The following is a 20632-nucleotide window of genomic DNA, read 5'->3' on the forward strand; positions in this document are numbered from 1 at the left end:
AACGAATGTGGTGCGCAGTCGTGGCTCAGCCGGCGAGGAACGACAGGCGGGGATCGGTGATGTTCGGTTCGATCTCCACGATGTCGGCAGCGACGACACCATGGACCACGAACGGGTCTTCGGCGACTCGCTGCGCGATCTCCTCGCGCGAGATGCCGGAGGCGATCAGTGCGCCGCCCAAGCCGGGCCGGATGCTGCCGACCAGCACGAAAACTCCATCAGTCGCGCCCCGTCGGACCCAGTCCTGGTGGGCGGCCATGTGGTCAGCTGCGGCGGACTTGTTGTCCGAGAAGCGGAGAAGAACGACGAACATCGAGACTCCTTGGGAGGAAGCGGATCTGGAAGGCGGATAGGGGTCGTCACGCGGTGGCGAGCTCATCGGTCAGCCATCGCTCGAACCGCTCGACTTCGCGGCGGGTCCATGCGGGGTCGCGAAACGCATTGGAGACGGTCGCCGTTCCTTGACTGAACATCAGCACGTGCAGCGCCAGATCCTCGGCCTCGCGCTCACGGCCGAGCAGGCTGAACTGGATGACCAGCCAGTCGCGGAACATCTCGAACAGCCCCAACGCTTGCCGGCGGGCCGGGTGATCGATCTTGCTCAACTCACCGGACAGGGTCCCCACCGGACATCCGTGCAACTGAATGGCGTCCTCGTTGCGGATCACGATCTGCACGTATTGACGAACGCGCTCAGCGGGATCGGGCGACTCGGCCTCCCAGCCGGCGAGCATGTCGCGGGTAGCGGCCAGGCGGGACTCGATCACTGCGTGAAGGATCTCGTCCTTGGTCTTGAAGTGGTGGTAGAAGTTGCCCCGCGAAATCCCGACGGCGGAAGCGATTGTGGCGAACGAGGTGTGCTCGAAACCATGTTCGTAGAACAGGCGATCGGCGGTTGCGACGATCCGGGCCCTCGTCGGCAGCGTCGTCATCGTTCAGCGCTCGTGGGTTCGATCGTCGGGTAGTCGACGATGAAGCCGACAGTTCGGCCTGCGTACCTCCACGGTACTTGGCTGATACGGCGCAACGAACTCACGGAATGGCCCCCTCGGCGCGGTTTAGGGCAATTGTCCTACGCGGTCATGAGGCTAGGACATTCGCCCTAGTCGGGCAAGTCGGCACGGGCGTGCCGCGCTCGGGTACTACCGCAGCGTCGGCTGAATGGACACCAACTGGAACGCGCCTGGCTGCGCCTCGTCGGCGGTGAACCGCACGAGCAGGGTGCCGGGTGGGAAGTGCGTGGCCAGATCGTTGAGGGTCCTGGGCAGGAACACCCTGGCCTTGGCGTTGCCGTACCAATTGGGGTCGGCGGGGGAGACGTCGAGACCGCTCACCTGCGCGAGCGTGGTGTCCCAGTTCGCAATGGGATCCGGCGGGGTGTCACCGAATCCGTCGGACTCCAGATATGCACCGGCCTGTCCGGTGAGGGTGACCGCCTCGGTGCCGCCGACCGGTGTGCCGGTGATCGTCCCGTTGACGACGTCGGTGGTGACCGAGGCCAACCGCGTGGTGCAGATCCCGTCGACGACGACGTCCGTCGCGCAGAAACCGGGCAGCGGTGCGGCGTGGGCCGGGGCGGCGCCCAGGACGGCGCCGGCCGCCAACGCGGCGGAGCCTGCGAGCCGGAAGGAGTTCACATGGGTGTGATCGGCGCCGGGTGCGCACGAGTTACACGAGCAGACACAGATGGCCCCTCAAACCGGTGTCTGAAGGGCCATCCGTGTCTGCTCGCGCAGAGAAGAATCAGGCGCTGCGGCGCATCCCGCGCTTGAGCAGCAGTTCGCGTTCGGACTCGGACAGGCCGCCCCAGATTCCGTAGGGCTCGCCGACCGAGAGGGCGTGCGAACGGCACTGGGTGATCACCGGGCAGGACCGGCACAGCTCCTTGGCGCGCATCTCGCGCTGGGCGCGAGCGCGGCCGCGCTCGCCGTCGGGATGGAAGAACATCGACGAATCGACGCCCCGGCAATGACCCGCCATTTGCCAATCCCAGATGTCGGCGTTGGGTCCGGGCAGTTGCTGCGGCTGTGGCATGTGAAAACCCCTCTTGTCGCACCCATTTCGCGAAACGCGTGAAATGCGTGAGTCGCGGAACTGAACCGAGCACATGTCGCCGGTGACATCTCGTGCACACAACGTAGAAGGGCTACCGAAAAGCCGTCAATACCCAGGTTCACCGGGGAAAGGCATCAATGCAGGCTGTGAATTTACGTCACGTTCATCGTGTTCACGTGCGGGCAATGCGGCGGGTGGTTCGCATCGCTTCGGGGGTGCTCTCCGGGGCGCATTTCCCCTGCTCGCGCCGATTCGGCAATTTCGCCGATCAGCAGCCCGTTGATCCACCCGTAACGTGCCGACCATCAATTGTTAACCGAGGTCGAATTGGTCACTTTTTTCAGCCCGGTACCCGGCATTGATAGCGTCCGGTGCGATGGCCAGCCCGAAATCCACCGTGAACGCCCGCTTGGCCGATGCCGCATTCGGCGCGCAACCGCAGCTCTGGCCGCTGCCGCCGGCCACCACCCCGCGCGAGCGCTGGCTGCGTGCCGTCGCCGCCGGCGGTCAGGGGCGCTATGCCTGCGCACTGCCCGAACTCGACCAGATCATCCGCACCGGGGCGCGTGGGTCGGCACTCTCGCTGGCCCACAGCACCCGGGCCTCATTTCTGCGTCAGCTCGGCGGGCACGATCTGGCGCGCGGCTGGGACGGCCGCGCCTGGGTAATCGCCGACGATCCCGAAGCCGGTGTGGATGCACTCGTGGGACTTGCCGCCGACGCTCTGGGGGTGGGGCGGCTGTCGGCGTCGGCCCGGCTGCTGGCGCGGGCGGGCGGGCTGCTCGACTCCGCGGCCCCGCCGCGGCTGCCGGTCCGGCTGGGCTGGGTGGCCGCGGAACTCGCGATGGCCGGCGGTGACGGCGTTGCCGCCGTCGCGCACGCCGAACGGGCCGTCGCACACGTCGACACGCTGGGCTCGGCGCGCCACACCGTCAAATCTCAGGTGGTGCTGTCGGCCGCCCTGTGTTGTGCCGGCCGCCTCGATGCCGCGCGCGAGGTGGCCGACGCGGCGTTCGCTGAGGCGGACCGATTCGGCCTGATCCCGCTGCGCTGGGCGCTGGGATGCCTGCTCGCCGATATCGGCAGTACCTCGCATTCCGCCTCGCAGGTCGTCGCCATCCGCGACGCCGCCGCCGATACAGTGCGACGCGGAGGCGGCGTGTGGTCGCGTCGCTGAGCCGATTCACCCCATCTCGATCGTTAGTGTTTGTCTGACGCAAACGTCCGCGCACGCCCCAATCCGTAACGCTGGAGAGATCAACCACGATGACAATTTCGGGAGAACGTCTCGATGCTGTCGTCGCCGATGCGGTGGCGGGGGATCGTGAAGCTCTCCGGGTGGTCCTGGAGACCATCCGCCCGATCATCGTCCGGTACTGCCGGGCGCGGATCGGTTCAGCCGAACGAAGTGGTCTGTCCGCAGACGACATTGCGCAGGAGGTGTGCTTGGCCGCCATCACGGCGTTGCCGCGCTACAAGGATCAGGGGCGTCCGTTCCTGGCCTTTGTGTACGGCATTGCTGCGCACAAGCTTGCCGATGCCCACCGGGCATCGGCGCGCAACCGTGCCGAGCCCACCGACAACGTGCCGGAGCGTTTCTCCGGCGAGGCCGGCCCCGAACAGCTGGCCATCGACGCCGACGCGTCGGCCCGGATGGAAAGACTGCTGTCGATCCTTCCGGACAAACAGCGCGAGATTCTCATCCTGCGTGTCGTCGTCGGGATGAGTGCAGAGGAAACCGCGGAAGCGGTCGGAAGTACGCCAGGCGCGGTGCGGGTCGCCCAGCACCGGGCGCTGGCCCGGCTCAAGTCGCAGATCACAACGGGAGGTGAACATGCCTGATTTCGGTCGCTGGACCGCCAACGGCGGTGACCCCTCCCTCAACGACATCAACCGCGCCGACAAGTTCCTGGACGCGCTGGCCTCCGAACAGCCGGTGTTCTCCACCGACCGTGGCGACGCCGACCTCGCGTTCCTGCTCTCGGGCTGGCGTGACGAGGTCCGCCAGGTCCCGATGGATCATGTGGTGACTCCCGCCGAGGCCACCGCGGCACTGGTCGACGCCACCGCCGGGCCATCCCGGCGCAACCGCCTCTCGCTGGCTGTCGTCGGTTCGGCGGCCGCCGCGGTGCTCTGCCTCGGCGGCTTCGGGACCGCCGTCTTCGCGGCCGCCCCCGGTGACGGGCTCTACGGCGTGCGCAGCATGCTCTTCGGCGACGAGCGGGCCACCCGCGATGACGCGGTGGTGCTGGCCGCGCAGACCGAGCTGGCCCAGGTGCAGCAACTGGTGGACGAGGGCCAGTGGGATCAGGCGCAGGACAAGCTGGCCGCGCTGTCGGCGACGGTGCAGAGCGTCGACCGGGTCGAACAGAAGCAAGAGTTGATCCAGCAGTGGAATGCGTTGACCTACAAGGTCGTTGAGCAGGATTCGGCCGCGACGCTGCCCCCCGCGGGTGAGCCGCTGCCGGAGATGCCGGCCTCGCCGCTGACGCTGCTGCCGGTGCCGGTGATCGAAGAGAGCGCCACGGTCACCACGACCCCGGGCCCCGAGGTGCTCTCGACGACGGGACCGTCGGAGACCACCGCAGCTGAGACGACCACGCCCTCGGAGACCACCGGCTCGGAGACCGCCACGTCGACGAGTCCGGTCACCGAGACCTCGACATCGCCGACCACGAGTTCGTCGACGTCGGAAACGACGACCACCCAGCCGAGCACCACGACGACGGCACCGTCGAGCACCACCACGACGGCACCGACGACCACGACGGCACCGACGACCACGACGCCAACGACGACGGTGACCACCACCACCGTGCCGACCACCACGACCACCACGACGGTGACGCAGTCGACAACAGTGGCTCCGCCGCGGGCCGGCGCGCCGTCCTCGGCACCGGCCGCGCCGCCGAGTACTCAGGCGCCGGTCGTGCAGGAGGCTCCGGTGGTGGAACAGCCGGTCCTCGAGGAGCCGGTGCCGACCGTGGATGAGCCGGCCGCGACGGTGCCGGCCGTCACCACGACGACGACACCGCCGTCAAGCGGAGAATGAGCGCAGGTCAGCGGTAGCCGTCGGGCTCCGACGCGGCCTCGTTGAGTGAGGCGTCGGCGTACCCGCGGCAGTAATCCCAGGTCACGTAGGCATCGGGCTCGGGGTCGTAGGCCGGCTCATGCGGGCGGACCGTACCGTCGACCAGCAACTGCAGCAGGTTCGCGCGCAGCATGTCCCAGTCGTGATAGTGGTCCTGCTGGCATTCGTCACAGCACACCACGAGGCCGCGGATTCCCCTGTGCGCCAACAACGCCTCGTATACCGCCAGGTCAGCCAGGTCCGCTTCCACGGCACTGCGTTCCTGCGCATCGAGTGGCAGGCCAGGCTCGATCGCGTCGAGAGCCGCCGATGGATCGGACGGGTCATCGGCGAAGGGGTCGGGTGGCAGGCCAGGCGGGAGGTCATCTCGCACGGATCTAGCCTACGCAGCCCCGCTGCTTTCGCGCCACCGGTTCACCCCGCGCGCCGCCCGCACGGACAGAACTCCGGGCCCACCTCGCGGCGTGGCCGCGAGCGCCGAGGTCAGTGCCGATAGAATGGCCTCTTAGATTCGCGACTGTTGCTAGTGGAGGCTCCACCCATGTCGATCGCTGAAAGCAGCGTCCCGCTCGCCATCCCGGTACCCACCGGCGGTGATGATCCGACCAAGATCGCGATGCTCGGGCTGACCTTCGACGATGTCCTGCTGCTGCCGGCTGCGTCGGACGTGGTGCCCGCCAACGTCGACACGTCCAGCCAGCTCACCAAACGGATCCGGCTGCGGGTGCCGCTGGTCAGTTCGGCGATGGACACCGTCACCGAGTCGCGGATGGCCATCGCGATGGCCCGGGCCGGCGGGATGGGCGTGCTGCACCGCAACCTGTCGGTCGCCGAGCAGGCCGGTCAGGTCGAGACCGTGAAGCGGTCCGAGGCCGGCATGGTCACCGATCCGGTGACCTGCTCGCCGGAGAACACGCTGGCCGAGGTCGACGCCATGTGCGCGCGGTTCCGGATCTCCGGGCTGCCCGTGGTGGACGCGGCCGGTGCGCTCGTGGGCATCATCACCAACCGCGACATGCGCTTCGAGGTGGACCAGTCCAGGCCGGTCTCCGAGGTGATGACCAAGGCCCCGCTGATCACCGCGCAGGCCGGTGTCTCGGCCGAAGCAGCGCTGGGACTGCTGCGCAGGCACAAGATCGAGAAGCTGCCCATCGTCGACGGTCACGGCAAGCTCACCGGACTGATCACCGTCAAGGATTTCGTCAAGACCGAGCAGTTCCCGTTGTCCACCAAGGACAGCGACGGACGCCTGTTGGTCGGTGCCGCCGTCGGTATCGGCGATGACGCCTGGACCCGGGCGATGACGTTGGCGGACGCCGGGGTGGACGTGCTCATCGTCGACACCGCACACGCCCACAACCGGCTGGTGCTCGACATGGTGAGCCGGCTGAAAGCGGCCGTCGGCGATCGCGTCGATGTGGTGGGCGGCAATGTCGCCACCCGGGCGGCCGCCGCAGCGCTCGTCGATGCGGGAGCCGACGCCGTCAAGGTCGGTGTGGGCCCCGGTTCCATCTGCACCACCCGCGTCGTCGCCGGTGTCGGCGCCCCGCAGATCACCGCGATCCTGGAGGCGGTCGCCGCCTGCTCGCCCAAGGGGGTCCCGGTGATCGCTGATGGTGGCCTGCAGTACTCCGGCGATATCGCCAAGGCGCTGGCCGCCGGTGCCTCGACCGCCATGCTGGGCTCGCTGCTGGCCGGCACCGCCGAATCGCCCGGCGAACTGATCTTCGTCAACGGCAAGCAGTTCAAGAGCTACCGCGGCATGGGGTCGCTGGGTGCCATGCAGGGCCGCGGTGCCGCCAAGAGCTACTCCAAGGACCGCTACTTCCAGGACGATGTGCTCTCCGAGGACAAGCTGGTGCCCGAGGGCATCGAGGGCCGGGTGCCGTTCCGCGGGCCGCTGTCGACGGTGATCCACCAGCTGACCGGCGGTCTGCGCGCGGCGATGGGGTACACCGGCTCGGACACCATCGAGCATCTGCAGCAGGCGCAGTTCGTCCAGATCACCGCCGCAGGCTTGAAGGAAAGCCACCCGCACGACGTCGCCATGACCGTCGAAGCCCCGAACTACTACGCCCGTTAAGCCCGAAAGGGGCTACATCACACATGCGTGACATGGTTGAAATCGGCATGGGCAGAACAGCTCGCCGCACCTATGAGCTCGACGACATCAACATCGTCCCGGCCCGCCGGACCCGGTCCTCGAAGGACGTCTCGACGGCGTGGCAGCTGGATGCCTACCGCTTCGAGATCCCGGTGCTCGCGCATCCGACCGACGCCTTGGTGTCGGTGGAGTTCGCCATCGAGATGGGCAGGCTCGGCGGTCTCGGAGTGCTCAACGGTGAAGGACTGATCGGCCGCCACGCCGATGTCGAGGCCAAGATCGCCGCGGTCATCGACACCGCGGCCACCTCGGATGACGAGTCGGCACCGATCCGGATGCTGCAGCAGCTGCACGCCGCGCCACTGGTCCCCGAACTGCTGGGTGCCGCCGTCGCCCGGATCCGGGAGGCCGGTGTCACCACCGCCGTGCGGGTGAGCCCGCAGAACGCCGCGGCGCTGACTCCGGCGCTGGTCGCCGCGGGTATCGACCTGCTGGTCATCCAGGGCACGCTGATCTCCGCCGAACGGGTTGCCAACGACGGTGAACCGCTGAACCTGAAGACCTTCATCTCCGAACTGGACGTCCCCGTGGTGGCCGGCGGCGTGCTCGATCACCGCACCGCCCTGCACCTGATGCGCACCGGTGCGGCCGGCGTGATCGTCGGCTACGGCTCCACCTCCGGGGTGACCACCTCCGATGAGGTACTGGGCATCAGCGTGCCGATGGCCACCGCGATCGCCGATGCGGCCGCCGCGCGGCGGGAGTACCTCGACGAGACCGGCGGCCGGTACGTGCACGTGCTCGCCGACGGTGACATCCAGACCTCCGGGGATCTGGCCAAGGCGATCGCCTGCGGCGCCGACGCCGTGGTGTTGGGCCCGCCGCTGTCGGTGGCCGCCGAGGCTCAGGGCGACGGCTGGTTCTGGCCGTCGGCCGCGGCGCACCCGTCGTTGCCGCGTGGTGCGCTGCTTCAGGTGGCGCTCGGTGAGCGTCCGCCGTTGGAGCAGGTGCTCAACGGCCCGTCGGACGATCCGTTCGGATCGCTGAACCTGGTGGGTGGCCTGCGCCGTTCGATGGCCAAGGCCGGGTACTGCGACCTCAAGGAGTTCCAGAAGGTCGGGCTGACCGTCGGGTCCTGATCAGCTGACCTTTACAAGTTAGGCCCTCCTGTCTAGAAAGTTACCTGCCGGTAGGGCCATACTGTTCTGATGCAGCCTGACTACGACGTCTTGATCATCGGCTCGGGATTCGGCGGTAGCGTCAGCGCCCTACGGCTCACCGAAAAGGGCTACCGCGTGGGGGTGCTGGAGGCCGGCCGAAGGTTTGCCGACGAAGAGTTCGCGAAGACCTCGTGGAACCTGCGCAAGTTCCTGTGGGCCCCGCAGTTCGGGATGTACGGCATCCAGCGCATCCACCTCCTGCGCAACTGCATGATCCTGGCCGGCGCCGGGGTCGGTGGCGGTTCGCTGAACTACGCCAACACCCTCTACGTGCCGCCGGAGCCGTTTTTCGCCGACGCGCAGTGGAAAGACATCACCGACTGGCGCGAAGAGCTCATGCCGCACTACGACCAGGCCAAGCGGATGCTCGGGGTCGTCACCAACCCCACCTTCACCGATGCCGACCGGATCATGAAAGAGGTCGCCGAGGACATGGGCGTGGGGCACACCTTCGTCCCGACGCCGGTCGGCGTCTTCTTCGGCGAAGACGGCGCCAAGACGCCCGGCAAGACCGTCCCCGACCCGTACTTCGGCGGCGCAGGCCCGGCGCGCACCGGGTGCATCGAATGCGGTGAGTGCATGACGGGCTGCCGGCACGGCGCCAAGAACACCCTGCTGAAGAACTACCTGGGCCTGGCGGAATCCGCCGGCGCCCACGTCCATCCGCTCACCTCGGTGCGGGAGTTCGAGCAGCGCCCGGACGGTGTGTGGGAAGTGCACACGGTGCGCACCGGCGGGAAACTGCGCCGCCGCAAGAAGACCTTCACCGCCAATCACCTGATCCTGGCCGCCGGCACCTACGGCACCCAGAAGCTGCTGTTCCGGATGCGGGATCACGGCAAGCTGCCCGGCCTGTCGGACCGCCTGGGGGTGCTGACCCGCACCAACTCCGAGTCCATCGTCGGCGCGGGACGGCTCACCGTTGGGGATGACCTCAACCTCACCCAGGGGGTGGCGATCACCTCGTCGATCCACCCGACCAGTGACACCCACGTCGAACCGTGCCGCTACGGCAAGGGGTCCAACGCGATGGGTCTGCTGCAGACCCTGATGACCGACGGCACCGGGCCCGAGGGCACCGACGTGCCGCGCTGGAAGCAACTCGTCCAGACCGCAAGGGCCGACCGGCGCGGAACGCTGCGGCTGCTCAACCCGCGCCGCTGGAGCGAGCGGACGATGATCGCGCTCGTCATGCAGCACCTGGACAACTCGATCACGACGTTCACCCGCAAGACCTGGTTCGGCTACCGGATGCTGGACAGCAAGCAGGGCCACGGGCTGCCCAACCCGTCCTGGATCCCGGCCGGCAACGAGGTCACGCGCCGCATCGCCGAGAAGATCGACGGCGTGGCCGGCGGCACCTGGGGTGAGCTGTTCAACATCCCGCTCACGGCGCACTTCCTGGGCGGCGCGGCCATCGGCGACAGCGTCGAGACCGGCGTCATCGATCCCTACCAGCGGGTGTATCGCTACCCGACGCTGTATGTGGCCGATGGAGCGTCGATTTCGGCCAACCTCGGGGTCAACCCGTCGCTGTCGATCACCGCGCAGGCGGAGCGCGCCGCCGCGCTGTGGCCGAACAAGGGCGAGGCGGATCTGCGTCCGGCCCAGGGCGAGCCCTACCGCCGGTTGGACCCCATCGCCCCGGTCCGCCCGGTGGTGCCCGCCGAGGCGCCCGCCGCGCTGCGCAGGCTGCCGATCGAGCCGGTCAGTACGCCTCGGGTGAGCTGACCCGCGACCACCGAGTGCGAGCCCGGGCTGCCGCGCTCACCGGCGACGGTGGAGAACCTGGCCATCTGCTCGATCAGGTGGTGATCCTGCAGCAGGCTGCAGTCGGTCGCATACCCGGCGCGTGAGTTTCGACACCTCGCTCCGAAAAGTGTTCTGAGACTGCGCCATTCGCAGGCCCGGTGGTGTGCGGATCGCGCTGATACGATGCGGGTGACAATGCAGTCGTCCGAGGTGTTGCGGGATCGTCTGTGAGGAGGGCCGGCGTGGGAACTGGTACGGATCGCACGGGCGCGCGCCATATCCGGCTCACGTCGCACAGCGCGGGTGCCACCGCACCGGCCATCCGGTGGGGCGCGGCCACTCCGGCAGAGCGCGCCCCGGTGGTCGGCACCACCGGCACCCGGGCGCATCGCAACGTGATCGGCACCCACAGTGGCTCCTACGGCGTCTACCGGGCGCTGGCGGTGGCCGCCGGCGCACTGTCGCCCCAGCATCGTGCCGACCTCACCAACACTGCCCCGACCGATGTGATCGGCCCCTACCCGCAGTGGCAGGACCCGGCCGCCATCGTCAGCCTCGACCCGTGGGGTGCCGCGGTGGCCGACGTCTTCGCCGCCGAACTGCAGGCCGGCCAGGACATCCGGCCGACCATCGCCGTCACCAAGGCGCACGTGATGTTGCCGGAGGTCGCGGTGGCGATCCAGCAGGGCCGGCTGCAGCCAGACGGCCGGGTGTTGCTGGCAAACGGGGCCGCCGTGGTGACCAAGGTGGCCGTCGAACCGGTCTGGTATCTACCCGGGGTCGCCGCACGGTTCGGCTGCACCGAATCCGCCCTGCGCCGGGCGCTGTTCGAAGAGACCGGCGGCATGTACCCCGAACTCGTCACCCGCGGCGACCTCGAAGTTTTCCTGCCGCCGATCGGTGGTCAGACCGTCTACATCTTCGGCAACCCACGGGATCTCGGCGATCCGGACGTGGAGCTGACCGCGCGCGTGCACGACGAGTGCAACGGCTCGGACGTGTTCGGCTCCGATATCTGCACGTGCCGCCCGTACCTGACCCACGCGATCGAGGAGTGCATCGCCGGCACCCAGCGCGGCGGTGTCGGAGTGGTGGCTTACTCCCGCAAGGAAGGCCGTGCGCTCGGTGAGGTCACCAAGTTCCTGGTGTACAACGCGCGCAAGCGCCAGATTGGCGGCGATACCGCCGATCAGTACTTCGCACGCACCGAATGTGTTGCGGGCGTGCAGGATATGCGTTTCCAGGAGCTGATGCCCGATGTGCTGCACTGGCTCGGCATCACCCGGATCCACCGGTTGGTGTCGATGAGCAACATGAAGTACGACGCCATCACCGGATCGGGCATCACCGTGGGCGAGCGGGTCAACATCCCCGATGACCTCATTCCCGACGACGCCCGGGTCGAGATGGACGCCAAGATGGCCGCCGGCTACTTCACCCCGGGACCGGTCCCCGACGCCGACGACCTGAAGAACACGGTGGGCCGGGGTCTGGTGTGAACCCCGCGGCGACACTGCGCAGCACCGCCGAGATCCGGACCCGTTCGCAATTCCTGCTGACCCGGGCGCGGGCCGGTGACTCGGCCTGGTTCACCGTCCACGATGACGCCATGGGTGCTGCGGCCGCCGAGGTCGCCGACCTCACCGCGGCGCGGTTTCCCGATCTCGTCATCCCGTTTCACAGCCGGTGGCGGCATTTCGAGGCCGGCGGCGTGGACCGCACGCTGGACCTCACCGGCCTGGACGGTCCGGAGCGTGCCCGCGCGATGATCGACCTGACGGTGGTCAGTGTGCTGCTCGACGCCGGTGCCGGTCCGAACTGGAGCTACCGGGAAGCCGACACCGGCCTGGCGCTCACCCGCTCCGAGGGTTTGGGGGTGGCGAGTTGGCACGCGTTCACCGCGGGCACCTTCTCCTCGGACCCCGCGCGCCCGCTGCAGGCCGATGCCGCGGGGCTGACCGGCCTGGACGCCGACACCTTGGCGACGGCATTTCAGCTGGGCCCGGACAACCCGCTCATCGGCTTCGACGGCCGGGTCGACCTGCTGCGCCGGCTCGGTGCCGCCCTGACCGATCAGCCGGCCGCTTTCGGTACTCCGGGCCGCCCGGGGGGGTTGTTCGATCTACTGGTCCCCGATCCGGCAGCGCCGACGGTGGCCGCGCACGACATCCTGTCCGCGCTGCTGTCGACGATGTCGCGAATCTGGCTTGCCGACAATGTGCTGGACGGTGAACCGCTCGGTGACTGCTGGCGCCACGAGGCGGTACCGGGCGTCGGCGGCACCGCGGGCTGGGTGCCCTTCCACAAGCTCTCCCAGTGGCTGACGTATTCACTGCTGGAGCCGTTCGGCTGGGCCGGCGCGCCGGTGACCGGGCTCGACGCGCTGACCGGGCTCCCCGAATACCGCAACGGCGGTCTGTTCCTGGACACCGGCGTGCTGGCGCTGCGCGATCCCGGCTGGACCGCACGCGGGTGGACGTCCGCCGACGAGCTGGTGGTGGAGTGGCGCGCGCTCACCGTCGCGCTGCTCGACGAGCTCGCCATCCTGGTCCGGGATCGCCTCGGCGTCACCGCTGAGCAACTTCCGCTGGCCTGCGTCCTCGAAGGCGGCAGCTGGGCGACCGGGCGGGTCCTTGCCCAGCGGTTGCGCGGCGGACTGCCACCGCTCACCGTCATCAGCGACGGCACCGTCTTCTGAGGAAAGGAAACTCGATGGCCCCACCGTCTGCGGTGCATGTGATCGAGCACCCGCTGGTCACCCACAAGCTGAACACGCTGCGGCGCAAGGACGTATCCACCAACAGTTTCCGGCGTCTGGTCAGCGAGGTGTCGGCCTTGATGGCCTACGAGGTGCTGCGCGATATCCCGCTGCACGAAGAGCAGATCGAGACGCCGCTGGAAACCATGACCGCCAAGGTCATCGACGGTAAGAAGCTGGTCTTCGTGTCCATCCTGCGCGCCGGTGGCGGCATTCTCGACGGCATGCTGAGCCTGGTGCCCAGCGCCCGCGTCGGGCATATCGGGCTGTATCGCGACCCCAAGACGCATATCGCGGTCGAGTACTACTTCAAGGTGCCCAACGATCTGCACGAACGGGATGTCGTGGTGGTGGATCCGATGCTGGCCACCGGCCACACCGCGATCGCCGCCATCGACCGGCTCAAGGAGCACCATCCGCGGTCCATCAAGTTCGTCTGCCTGCTGAGCTGTCCGGAAGGGCTGGCGACCCTGCACGAGGCCCACCCCGACATCCCGGTCTACACCGCCGCCATCGACCGCCAACTCGACGAACACGGCTATATCGTCCCCGGTCTCGGCGACGCCGGGGACCGGCTGTTCGGCACCTGACCACTACACTGTCCGGGTGGAAGCAGCCCCGACCCGCCCCGTTCTCGTCATCGATTTCGGCGCGCAGTACGCCCAGCTGATCGCGCGCCGCGTCCGCGAGGCGCGGGTGTTCTCCGAGGTCATCCCGCACACCGCGACGGTCGAGGAGATCAAGGCCCGGGATCCGCAGGCCATCGTGCTCTCCGGCGGCCCGGCCAGCGTGTACGCCGAGGGTGCGCCGAAGCTGGATCCGGCACTGTTCGACCTGGACCTTCCGGTGTTCGGTATCTGCTACGGCTTCCAGGCCATGGCGCAGGCACTCGGCGGGACCGTCGCCCACACCGGCACCAGCGAGTACGGCCGTACCGAATTGAATGTCACTGGCGGCCAGCTGCATTCAGACCTGCCCGACAATCAGCCGGTGTGGATGAGCCACGGTGACGCGGTCACCGAGGCCCCCGACGGCTTCGACGTGGTAGCGGTCAGCGCGGGGGCGCCGGTGGCGGCCTTCGAGAACCGGGCTCGTCGCCTCGCCGGGGTGCAGTACCACCCCGAGGTCCTGCATTCCCCGCACGGCCAGCAGGTGCTGAGCCGCTTCCTGCACGAGTTCGCCGGGATCGGACCGGCCTGGACTCCGGCGAACATCGCCGAACAGCTCATCGCGCAGGTCCGCGACCAGATCGGCGACGGACAGGCGATCTGCGGGCTGTCCGGCGGAGTGGACTCCGCGGTCGCCGCGGCGCTGGTACAGCGGGCCATCGGCGATCGGCTGACCTGTGTGTTCGTCGATCACGGGCTGTTGCGCGCCGGCGAACGTGCCCAGGTGCAGCGGGACTTCGTCGCGGCCACCGGCGCCAAGCTGATCACCGTCGATGTCGCCGACCGCTTCCTGGAGGCGCTATCCGGCGTCACCAACCCGGAGGGCAAGCGCAAGATCATCGGGCGGGAATTCATCCGTGCGTTCGAGGGTGCCGTCCGGGATGTGGTCGAGGGCGGCGGGCCCGAGGTCGACTTCCTGGTGCAGGGCACCCTGTACCCGGATGTCGTGGAGTCCGGGGGCGGTGCAGGTACCGCGAACATCAAGAGCCACCACAATGTGGGCGGCCTGCCCGACGACCTGAAGTTCAAGCTCGTCGAACCGCTGCGGCTGCTGTTCAAGGACGAGGTACGCGCGGTCGGACGCGAACTCGGCCTGCCTGAGGAAATCGTTGGCCGCCAACCGTTCCCGGGCCCCGGGCTGGGTATCCGCATCGTCGGCGAGGTGACCGCGTCCCGGCTGGACACGCTACGGCGCGCCGACTCGATCGCCCGCGAGGAACTCACGTCGGCGGGGCTGGATCAGCAGATCTGGCAGTGCCCGGTGGTGTTGCTGGCCGATGTGCGCTCGGTGGGAGTGCAGGGCGATGGGCGCACCTACGGCCACCCGATCGTGCTGCGACCGGTGTCCAGTGAGGACGCCATGACCGCGGACTGGACCCGGGTTCCTTATGAAGTCCTGGAACGGATCTCGACCCGGATCACCAACGAGGTGTCCGAGGTGAACCGGGTGGTGCTGGATGTGACGAGCAAGCCGCCCGGCACCATCGAGTGGGAGTGACCCGCCTGCGCTGGACCCGTTTCTACCTGGCTTCAGTCTCGTAAGGCGGACCGTCATGAGACTGAAGCCAGGTACGTGATCGGGCCGTAGGACGTACGGCAGTACAGCCGCGGGCCCGCCGGGCGCGTCCCGGCTGAAGTTACGAAGATCCGATCGTCGACCGAAGGCACGCCTGGAGCACCGGCGACCATGAGCTGCTGGTCACGCGCTGAAATCAGGTGTCCGGCTCGGTCTCCTTGTCGATGAGTTCGCCGAGAATCTGACCGACCGCCGACTCGATGGTCGACTCGATCGAGAACGCCAGCGTCGAGGAGACCGCCGAGACGGCCTGGGTGCGGAAGCGCACCAGCATCGTGAGCAGTTCGGCGATCTCGGTATCGGGCGGCAGCGCGGCACCGGGATTGATGCGGTGCAGCGCCTCCTCGATTCCCGCCTGCACCAGCAGGCCGCTGATCTGATCGACCAGCGGCGCGATCTGCTCGTGCAGGCCGATGAGCTTGTCGGTGGCGACCCCGTACTGCCGGATCTCGTTGAACGCCTCGATCAGCTTGGGGCGCACCACGATCGCTTCGCCATCTTCGAGCTTGATCACGCCTAGACCGAGCATGCGGTCGAACCCCGGGTCGTCGTCGACCAGTCGCTTGGCCTCGGCGACGCTCATCCGTTCGGGCTTCTCGGTCGACCAGCTCCCGGCGATCGCGGATTCCAGACCGAGCAGCTCACCGACACCCTTGCCCTGTTCCCAGGCCGAGAGCATCTCGTGCACGTGGGCGATGTTGTATCCGCGATCCAGCAGTGAGGTGATCAGTCGCAGCCGGGTCAGGTGGGTGTCGTTGAACAACGCGATACGGCCCACCCGCAGCGGGGGGTGCAACAGACCACGGTCCCGGTAGACCCGGATGTTGCGGGTGGTGGTTCCGGCCAGCTGCGCCAGCTCGTCGATCCGGTACTCGCCCGAGGCGGCGACACCGTGCGGTTGCACCGCCGCATCGAAGAGCTGGGTGACCGCGTTCTCGATGACGTCACGCGAACTGCGCCGGATCTGGCGGGGGGCCCGGCGCAGTCCGGTGAGGATCGTCGAGATCGCGCCGGCGGACTGCCGGGGCTGCTTGGGCGTTCCCATCAGAGCTCAGCCATCAGATGGCCGCCATCAGGCCGACGACAACGCCGTCACACGTGCGTCGTGCGCCACCGCCGTGTAGTCACCGAATCGGAACTCCCGCATCTGTCGAAGATACTGGGTGGCGAACCCGGGGTACATGGACGCGTTGAATCCGTCCGCGGTGAGGTACCAGCTGCTGCACCCACTCATCCAGGCGGTCTTGCGCAGCCGGCGCTGGAGAACCGCGTTGTGACGTTGCTGGACGTCCGCACGGACGTCCAGATAGCGCAGGTCATCGCGCAGAATCGTGCCGATCGCGTGCACCGCGTAGTCGATCTGGCCCTCGGAATAGACCAGCAGCGAATTGTGGCCGGGCCCGGAGTTCGGGCCGGTCATCAGGAACAGGTTCGGGTAGCCGTGGGCCTGGATGCTCTTGTAGGCCTGTGCACCTCCGGACCATTCATCGGCGAGCACCCGGCCGTCCAGACCGGTGACCGGGAATGGCGGTCCGGACAGGTGGACGTCGTACCCGGTGGCGAACACGATGGCATCCAGGTGGTGCTCGATACCGTCGCTGGTGCGGATACCGACCGGGCTGATGGTCGCGATGGGCCAGTCGATGAGCTTGCAGTTGTCCTTCTGCAGCGCCGGGTAGTAGTCGCTGGAGACCAGCATCCGCTTGCAGCCGGGGGTGAAGTCCGGGGTGAGCTGTCGGCGCAGCCACGGATCCTTCACCTGCCTGCGCAGATGCGCCTTACCGAGCCGCGAGACCAGACCGGTCAGCGGGGTGTCCCAGACCAGGGCGGTGGCAGTGACCTCGTGGCCCCAGTACAGCACCTGCCGCGCCACCTCCTGGGCGGCGGGTACCTTGGCGAACAGCGTCTTGGCGGCCTCCGGGGTGGCGATGTCCATCCTCGGCACCACCCAGCCCGGGGTGCGCTGGAACACCTTCACGAAATCGGCCTGCTTGACCAGCTCGGGCACGATCTGCACGGCGCTGGCGCCGGTGCCTATCACCGCGACCCGCTTGCCGGTGAAGTCGTAGTCGTGATCCCAACGGGCACTGTGGATCTTGTGTCCCTGGTAGGTGTCCAGCCCGCGGATGTCGGGGAACTTGTGGTCGGTCAACGGCCCGGAGGCCAGCACCACGGTGCGCGCCTGTAGCTTCTGGCGTCTGTTCGTGGCCACCGTCCAGACTCCGGCCTCCTCGTCGAAGGACAGTCCGTTGACCTCGACGCCGAACTGGATCCGGCGGCGCAGATCGAAGTCGTCGACCATCGCCTCGATGTGCGCACAGATCTCACCGGCCGGCGAGTAGGCCCGGGACCAGTCCGGGTTCTTGGCGAACGAATACGAGTAGAGCAGCGACGGGATATCGCAGGCGGCGCCCGGATAGGTGTTGTCGCGCCAGGTGCCGCCGACCCGGTCACCACGTTCGACGATGACGAAATCCTCGACACCGGACTCGGCGAGCTTGATCGCGGTGCCGATACCGCTGAACCCGGCGCCGACGATGACGGTGTCGTGAAGGTGCGCCGCCATGTCAGGCCGCCGGCTTGTAGGTGAGTTCCTTGAACCAGGACGGGATCGGCTTCAGTACCGCCTTGGGCAGGTAGTCCGAGGCGGCCACCATCGGGTTGGCGACCCAGTGATAGGGGTTGCGGGAGTTGACCACCCAGCGTGAGTGCAGCTTCAGGATCTGGTAGGTCGGCACGCGCCAGGTGTGTTCGGAGCGACCACCGATGTCCTTGAACCGCGCCATCGCCTTGTAGAGCCGTTCGGGCTCCAGGCCCATGTCGACGATGTTGTTGCGCATCCGGTTGAGCAGCGGAACGTAGATGATCATGCCGATGATCAGTCCGGGGGAGGCGACGCTGCCCACGAAATCGATGGCCAGCTTGCGTGCCTTGGCGTTCCCGATCATGTTGAGCACCTCGAAATCGACGGCGATATGCCGTGATTCGTCGCTGTTGATCTTCTCGAAGACCTGATGACAGACCGGGTCGTCCACCTCGTCGAGCAGGAACTTCAGCAGCGCGCCGTCCAGGGCGACCTCGAGCATCGGGATGACGGTGCCCAGCACCGACAGCGACATGTCGTCGGCGTAGGTGTCCAGCCAGTCGATGGCCAGCCGGATGTTGACGTTGGGTTCGGGCATCTCACCGTCTTCGAGCATGCCCCACCGCTTCATCAGCGCCAGTTCGGCATTGGCGTGCCGCTGTTCCTCGGCGTGGAAGTAGCGGTAGATCTCGGCCAGCGTCGGGGTGGGGGCCTTCTTGGCCAGTGCCGCGAACCCGCGTGCGCCGACATTCTCGATCCAGCACAGATCGGCCATGAAGGCCTTGAGCTTGGGCCGGAACTCGTCGCTGATGGTTTCGGCACCCGGTGCGTCCCAGTCGATATCGGCCAGCGCCCATTGCCGATCCTTGATCTTCGCGAGCATGACGTCCATGTCGACAGCCATTGTCGAGCCTCCTACGGTGCGGTGATGCGAGTGGTGAGACCGACGGCGCGGGTGTACACCGTCGGTGTGAAACGTTTGATGCCCCAGCCGATCCGGGCGTCAGGTTGCGGCATGCAGTACAGGCCGCCGCGGTCATTGGTGTCCAGGCACATCCGGGCGACCTTCTGCGGGGAGAACCCGGTCCAGCGCATCAGGGTGTCGGCCAGCTGGCTGGATCCGGCAGTGATGCGGTCGGTGTCGAGGATATTGGTCTTGACGAAGGTGGGGCACAGCGCGGTGACATTGATCCCGGTGCCGGCGAGCTCTGCGGCCAGCGTCTCCGAAAGAGACAGCGTCCCAGCCTTGCTCACGTTGTAAGCGGCCATTCCCGGCGCGGCGCCGAACGCCGCCGCCGAGGCGACATTGATGATGCCGCGCGGCTGATCGGTCTGGGCGGCACGCAGCAGCGGGGTGAACACGTGGCAGCCGTGGATGGGCCCCCACAGGTTCACACCGAGCACCCAGCTCCAATCGTCCAGGCTGGCTTCGCCGATCGGGGTGCCGCCCGCGCCGACCCCGGCGTTGTTGATCACCAGCGTGGGCGGGCCACCGAACCAGGCCGCGGCGGCTTCGGCCAGGGCCTGCACATCCTCGATCTTGGAGACATCGCAACGTAGTGCTGTCGCCTCACCGCCTGCCGCGGTGATCTCCGCGACGGTGGCGCGGGCGGCGTTCTCGTTGATATCGCTGCACACCACCCGGCCGCCGCGGGCGGCGAGTTCGACTGCGAAGGCGGCGCCGATCCCGCTGCCGGCCCCGGTCACCACGGCGTCGGCATTGCGGCTGCGTTTGGCGCCACCAAGGATGCCGAAGAGGTTCATCCGGCAACCCGGGCGCTGCCCCGCTGCAGCGACTCCGTGATGAAGGCGGTGACGATGCGCATGGCCGGTGCGGCCTCGGGGGTGAGCCGGGGCAGTGCCTGGAAGACGTGCACCTGATCCGGCCAGACCTGCAACTCGCTGGTGCCACCGGCGGTGCGGATGTCCGCGTCCAGGGTGCGGGCGTCGGCCTGCAGCATTTCCGCGCCACCGGCCTGGATCAGGGTGGGCGGCATGCGTCGGCCGCCCGCGATATCGAGGGTGAGCCGGTGGTGGCGCGGATCGGTTCCAGCGCAATACAACCCGATGAGGCGGGCCGCATCCGAGGCGCGGATCGCCGGATCGTCGCGCAGCGCTTCACGGGCACGGGCCAGCCCGAAGGTGAGGTCCACGAGCGGGGAGAACAGGGCCATCGCGGCGGGATGCGGGACGCCGGGCTGCAGCAGCAGGTCGACCGCCAGGTGGCCGCCCGCGGAGTCGCCGGCGATGACCGTACGTTCGGGGTCGAAGCCGGCTTCGGTGCGCAGATAGTCCCAGCCCGCCCGGACATCGTCGGCGGCGGTGGGGAAGCGGTACTTCGGTGCCAGCCGGTAATCGATGCAGAACACCGGGAGTCCGGTCAGCCGGGACAGCCAGGCGGTCAGTCTGCGGTGGGTGCGCGGCGAACAGAGCGCGTATCCGCTGCCGTGCACGTAGTAGATGGCCGCGGTCCGATCGGTCCCCCTGCTGCTGCGCACCCATTCGCCGACGACCCGGCGGCCGTCGGGCAGGCGGACGTCCACCTGCTCGACCTCTGTGCCCGTCAGCGAGGGACCGAAGGTGTCCATGACCCGCGCGATGATCTGCCGGGAGGCCCACAGGCCCCATGCTCGTTCCGGCGGAAGCACCGCGCTGATCTGCCGCAATGTCACGCTGCTGACCGTGGCGGCACCGCGGGACCGCAACGATCCGCGGGTGGGAAGGGACTGCTCGGGCATTCGGACCTCCGTCAATCGAGCGTCCGACGAGTACACCTTCAATTGGTGACATTTGTCAATGTCAACATTCGGTGTTGTGTGACCCA

At 67.9% G+C, this 20632-nt stretch carries 20 protein-coding genes; 10 read left to right on the plus strand and 10 right to left on the minus strand.

What is annotated here, in order from left to right:
• Nucleotides 1-25 precede the first annotated feature (25 nt).
• The 4 genes from C6A86_RS05645 to C6A86_RS05660 all read right to left on the minus strand — a co-directional run bounded on the left by C6A86_RS05645 (nt 26) and on the right by C6A86_RS05660 (nt 2034).
• A complete protein-coding gene (locus C6A86_RS05645; RefSeq protein ID WP_105362689.1) occupies nt 26-313 on the minus strand; it encodes a YciI family protein in 288 nt (95 codons plus the stop codon).
• Nucleotides 314-359: 46 nt separating this feature from the next.
• Nucleotides 360-932: a TetR/AcrR family transcriptional regulator gene (locus tag C6A86_RS05650; protein WP_105362690.1), complete on the minus strand. Its 573-nt coding sequence runs from the start codon at nt 930-932 to the stop codon at nt 360-362.
• 210 nt (nt 933-1142) lie between these two features.
• On the minus strand, nt 1143-1637 hold the full coding sequence (locus tag C6A86_RS05655; protein ID WP_105362691.1) for a hypothetical protein: 495 nt from the start codon (nt 1635-1637) through the stop codon (nt 1143-1145).
• A gap of 106 nt (nt 1638-1743) precedes the next feature.
• Nucleotides 1744-2034 carry a WhiB family transcriptional regulator gene (locus C6A86_RS05660; RefSeq protein WP_105362692.1) on the minus strand — a complete coding sequence of 97 codons (291 nt, stop codon included), beginning with the start codon at nt 2032-2034 and terminating at the stop codon, nt 1744-1746.
• A 397-nt stretch (nt 2035-2431) separates the two neighbouring features.
• On the opposite strand from C6A86_RS05660, the gene C6A86_RS05665 reads away from it, so the two are divergent.
• The 3 genes from C6A86_RS05665 (at nt 2432) to C6A86_RS05675 (ending at nt 5107) form a co-directional block, all read left to right on the plus strand.
• Nucleotides 2432-3232, plus strand: a complete 801-nt coding sequence (locus C6A86_RS05665) for a hypothetical protein (RefSeq protein WP_105362693.1) — start codon at nt 2432-2434, stop codon at nt 3230-3232.
• An 89-nt stretch (nt 3233-3321) separates the two neighbouring features.
• The gene (locus C6A86_RS05670) at nt 3322-3897 is read left to right on the plus strand and encodes a sigma-70 family RNA polymerase sigma factor (RefSeq protein WP_105362694.1); all 576 of its coding nucleotides are present in this window, start codon (nt 3322-3324) and stop codon (nt 3895-3897) included.
• Nucleotides 3890-5107, plus strand: a complete 1218-nt coding sequence (locus C6A86_RS05675) for an anti-sigma-D factor RsdA (protein WP_105362695.1) — start codon at nt 3890-3892, stop codon at nt 5105-5107. Before C6A86_RS05670 ends, C6A86_RS05675 begins: the two co-directional genes overlap by 8 nt.
• Before the next feature lie 7 nt (nt 5108-5114).
• On the opposite strand, the gene C6A86_RS05680 is transcribed toward C6A86_RS05675, so the two are convergent.
• Nucleotides 5115-5519 carry a DUF5319 domain-containing protein gene (locus tag C6A86_RS05680; protein WP_105362696.1) on the minus strand — a complete coding sequence of 135 codons (405 nt, stop codon included), beginning with the start codon at nt 5517-5519 and terminating at the stop codon, nt 5115-5117.
• A gap of 168 nt (nt 5520-5687) precedes the next feature.
• Here C6A86_RS05680 and guaB point away from each other — a divergent pair, with 168 nt between their 5' ends.
• From guaB to guaA, 7 genes are all read left to right on the plus strand, one after another.
• The gene (gene guaB / locus C6A86_RS05685) at nt 5688-7229 is read left to right on the plus strand and encodes an IMP dehydrogenase (protein ID WP_105362697.1); all 1542 of its coding nucleotides are present in this window, start codon (nt 5688-5690) and stop codon (nt 7227-7229) included.
• Nucleotides 7230-7261: 32 nt separating this feature from the next.
• Nucleotides 7262-8389: a GuaB3 family IMP dehydrogenase-related protein gene (locus C6A86_RS05690; RefSeq protein WP_199196133.1), complete on the plus strand. Its 1128-nt coding sequence runs from the start codon at nt 7262-7264 to the stop codon at nt 8387-8389.
• A gap of 69 nt (nt 8390-8458) precedes the next feature.
• Nucleotides 8459-10201, plus strand: coding sequence for a GMC family oxidoreductase (locus C6A86_RS05695; protein WP_311101052.1), 1743 nt, complete (start codon nt 8459-8461; stop codon nt 10199-10201).
• Between the two features lie 263 nt (nt 10202-10464).
• Nucleotides 10465-11721, plus strand: coding sequence for a GTP cyclohydrolase II (locus C6A86_RS05700; protein WP_233212871.1), 1257 nt, complete (start codon nt 10465-10467; stop codon nt 11719-11721).
• Nucleotides 11718-12920: a URC4/urg3 family protein gene (locus C6A86_RS05705; protein WP_105361862.1), complete on the plus strand. Its 1203-nt coding sequence runs from the start codon at nt 11718-11720 to the stop codon at nt 12918-12920. The genes C6A86_RS05700 and C6A86_RS05705 overlap by 4 nt, the downstream gene beginning before the upstream one ends.
• Nucleotides 12921-12934: 14 nt before the next feature.
• On the plus strand, nt 12935-13570 hold the full coding sequence (upp, locus tag C6A86_RS05710) for a uracil phosphoribosyltransferase (protein ID WP_105361861.1): 636 nt from the start codon (nt 12935-12937) through the stop codon (nt 13568-13570).
• A 16-nt stretch (nt 13571-13586) separates the two neighbouring features.
• Nucleotides 13587-15146: a glutamine-hydrolyzing GMP synthase gene (gene guaA, locus C6A86_RS05715; RefSeq protein ID WP_105361860.1), complete on the plus strand. Its 1560-nt coding sequence runs from the start codon at nt 13587-13589 to the stop codon at nt 15144-15146.
• A gap of 214 nt (nt 15147-15360) precedes the next feature.
• Here the strand turns inward: guaA and C6A86_RS05720 are convergent, their stop codons facing one another.
• Genes C6A86_RS05720 through C6A86_RS05740 form a run of 5 tightly spaced genes read right to left on the minus strand, consistent with a single transcriptional unit; the run spans nt 15361 to nt 20546 of the window.
• Nucleotides 15361-16269, minus strand: coding sequence for a MerR family transcriptional regulator (locus C6A86_RS05720; RefSeq protein ID WP_105361859.1), 909 nt, complete (start codon nt 16267-16269; stop codon nt 15361-15363).
• Nucleotides 16270-16296: 27 nt separating this feature from the next.
• Nucleotides 16297-17790 carry an NAD(P)/FAD-dependent oxidoreductase gene (locus C6A86_RS05725; protein ID WP_311101053.1) on the minus strand — a complete coding sequence of 498 codons (1494 nt, stop codon included), beginning with the start codon at nt 17788-17790 and terminating at the stop codon, nt 16297-16299.
• Between the two features lies 1 nt (nt 17791).
• Entirely contained in the window at nt 17792-18712 is a 921-nt protein-coding gene (locus C6A86_RS05730) for a reductase (RefSeq protein WP_105361466.1), read from the minus strand.
• Nucleotides 18713-18723: 11 nt separating this feature from the next.
• A complete protein-coding gene (locus tag C6A86_RS05735; RefSeq protein ID WP_105361465.1) occupies nt 18724-19572 on the minus strand; it encodes an SDR family NAD(P)-dependent oxidoreductase in 849 nt (282 codons plus the stop codon).
• Nucleotides 19569-20546, minus strand: a complete 978-nt coding sequence (locus C6A86_RS05740; protein WP_105361464.1) for an alpha/beta hydrolase — start codon at nt 20544-20546, stop codon at nt 19569-19571. The genes C6A86_RS05735 and C6A86_RS05740 overlap by 4 nt, the downstream gene beginning before the upstream one ends.
• Nucleotides 20547-20632: the final 86 nt, after the last annotated feature.

The sequence above is a fragment of the Mycobacterium sp. ITM-2016-00316 genome, from assembly GCF_002968335.2.
Classification (GTDB): Bacteria; Actinomycetota; Actinomycetes; order Mycobacteriales; family Mycobacteriaceae; genus Mycobacterium.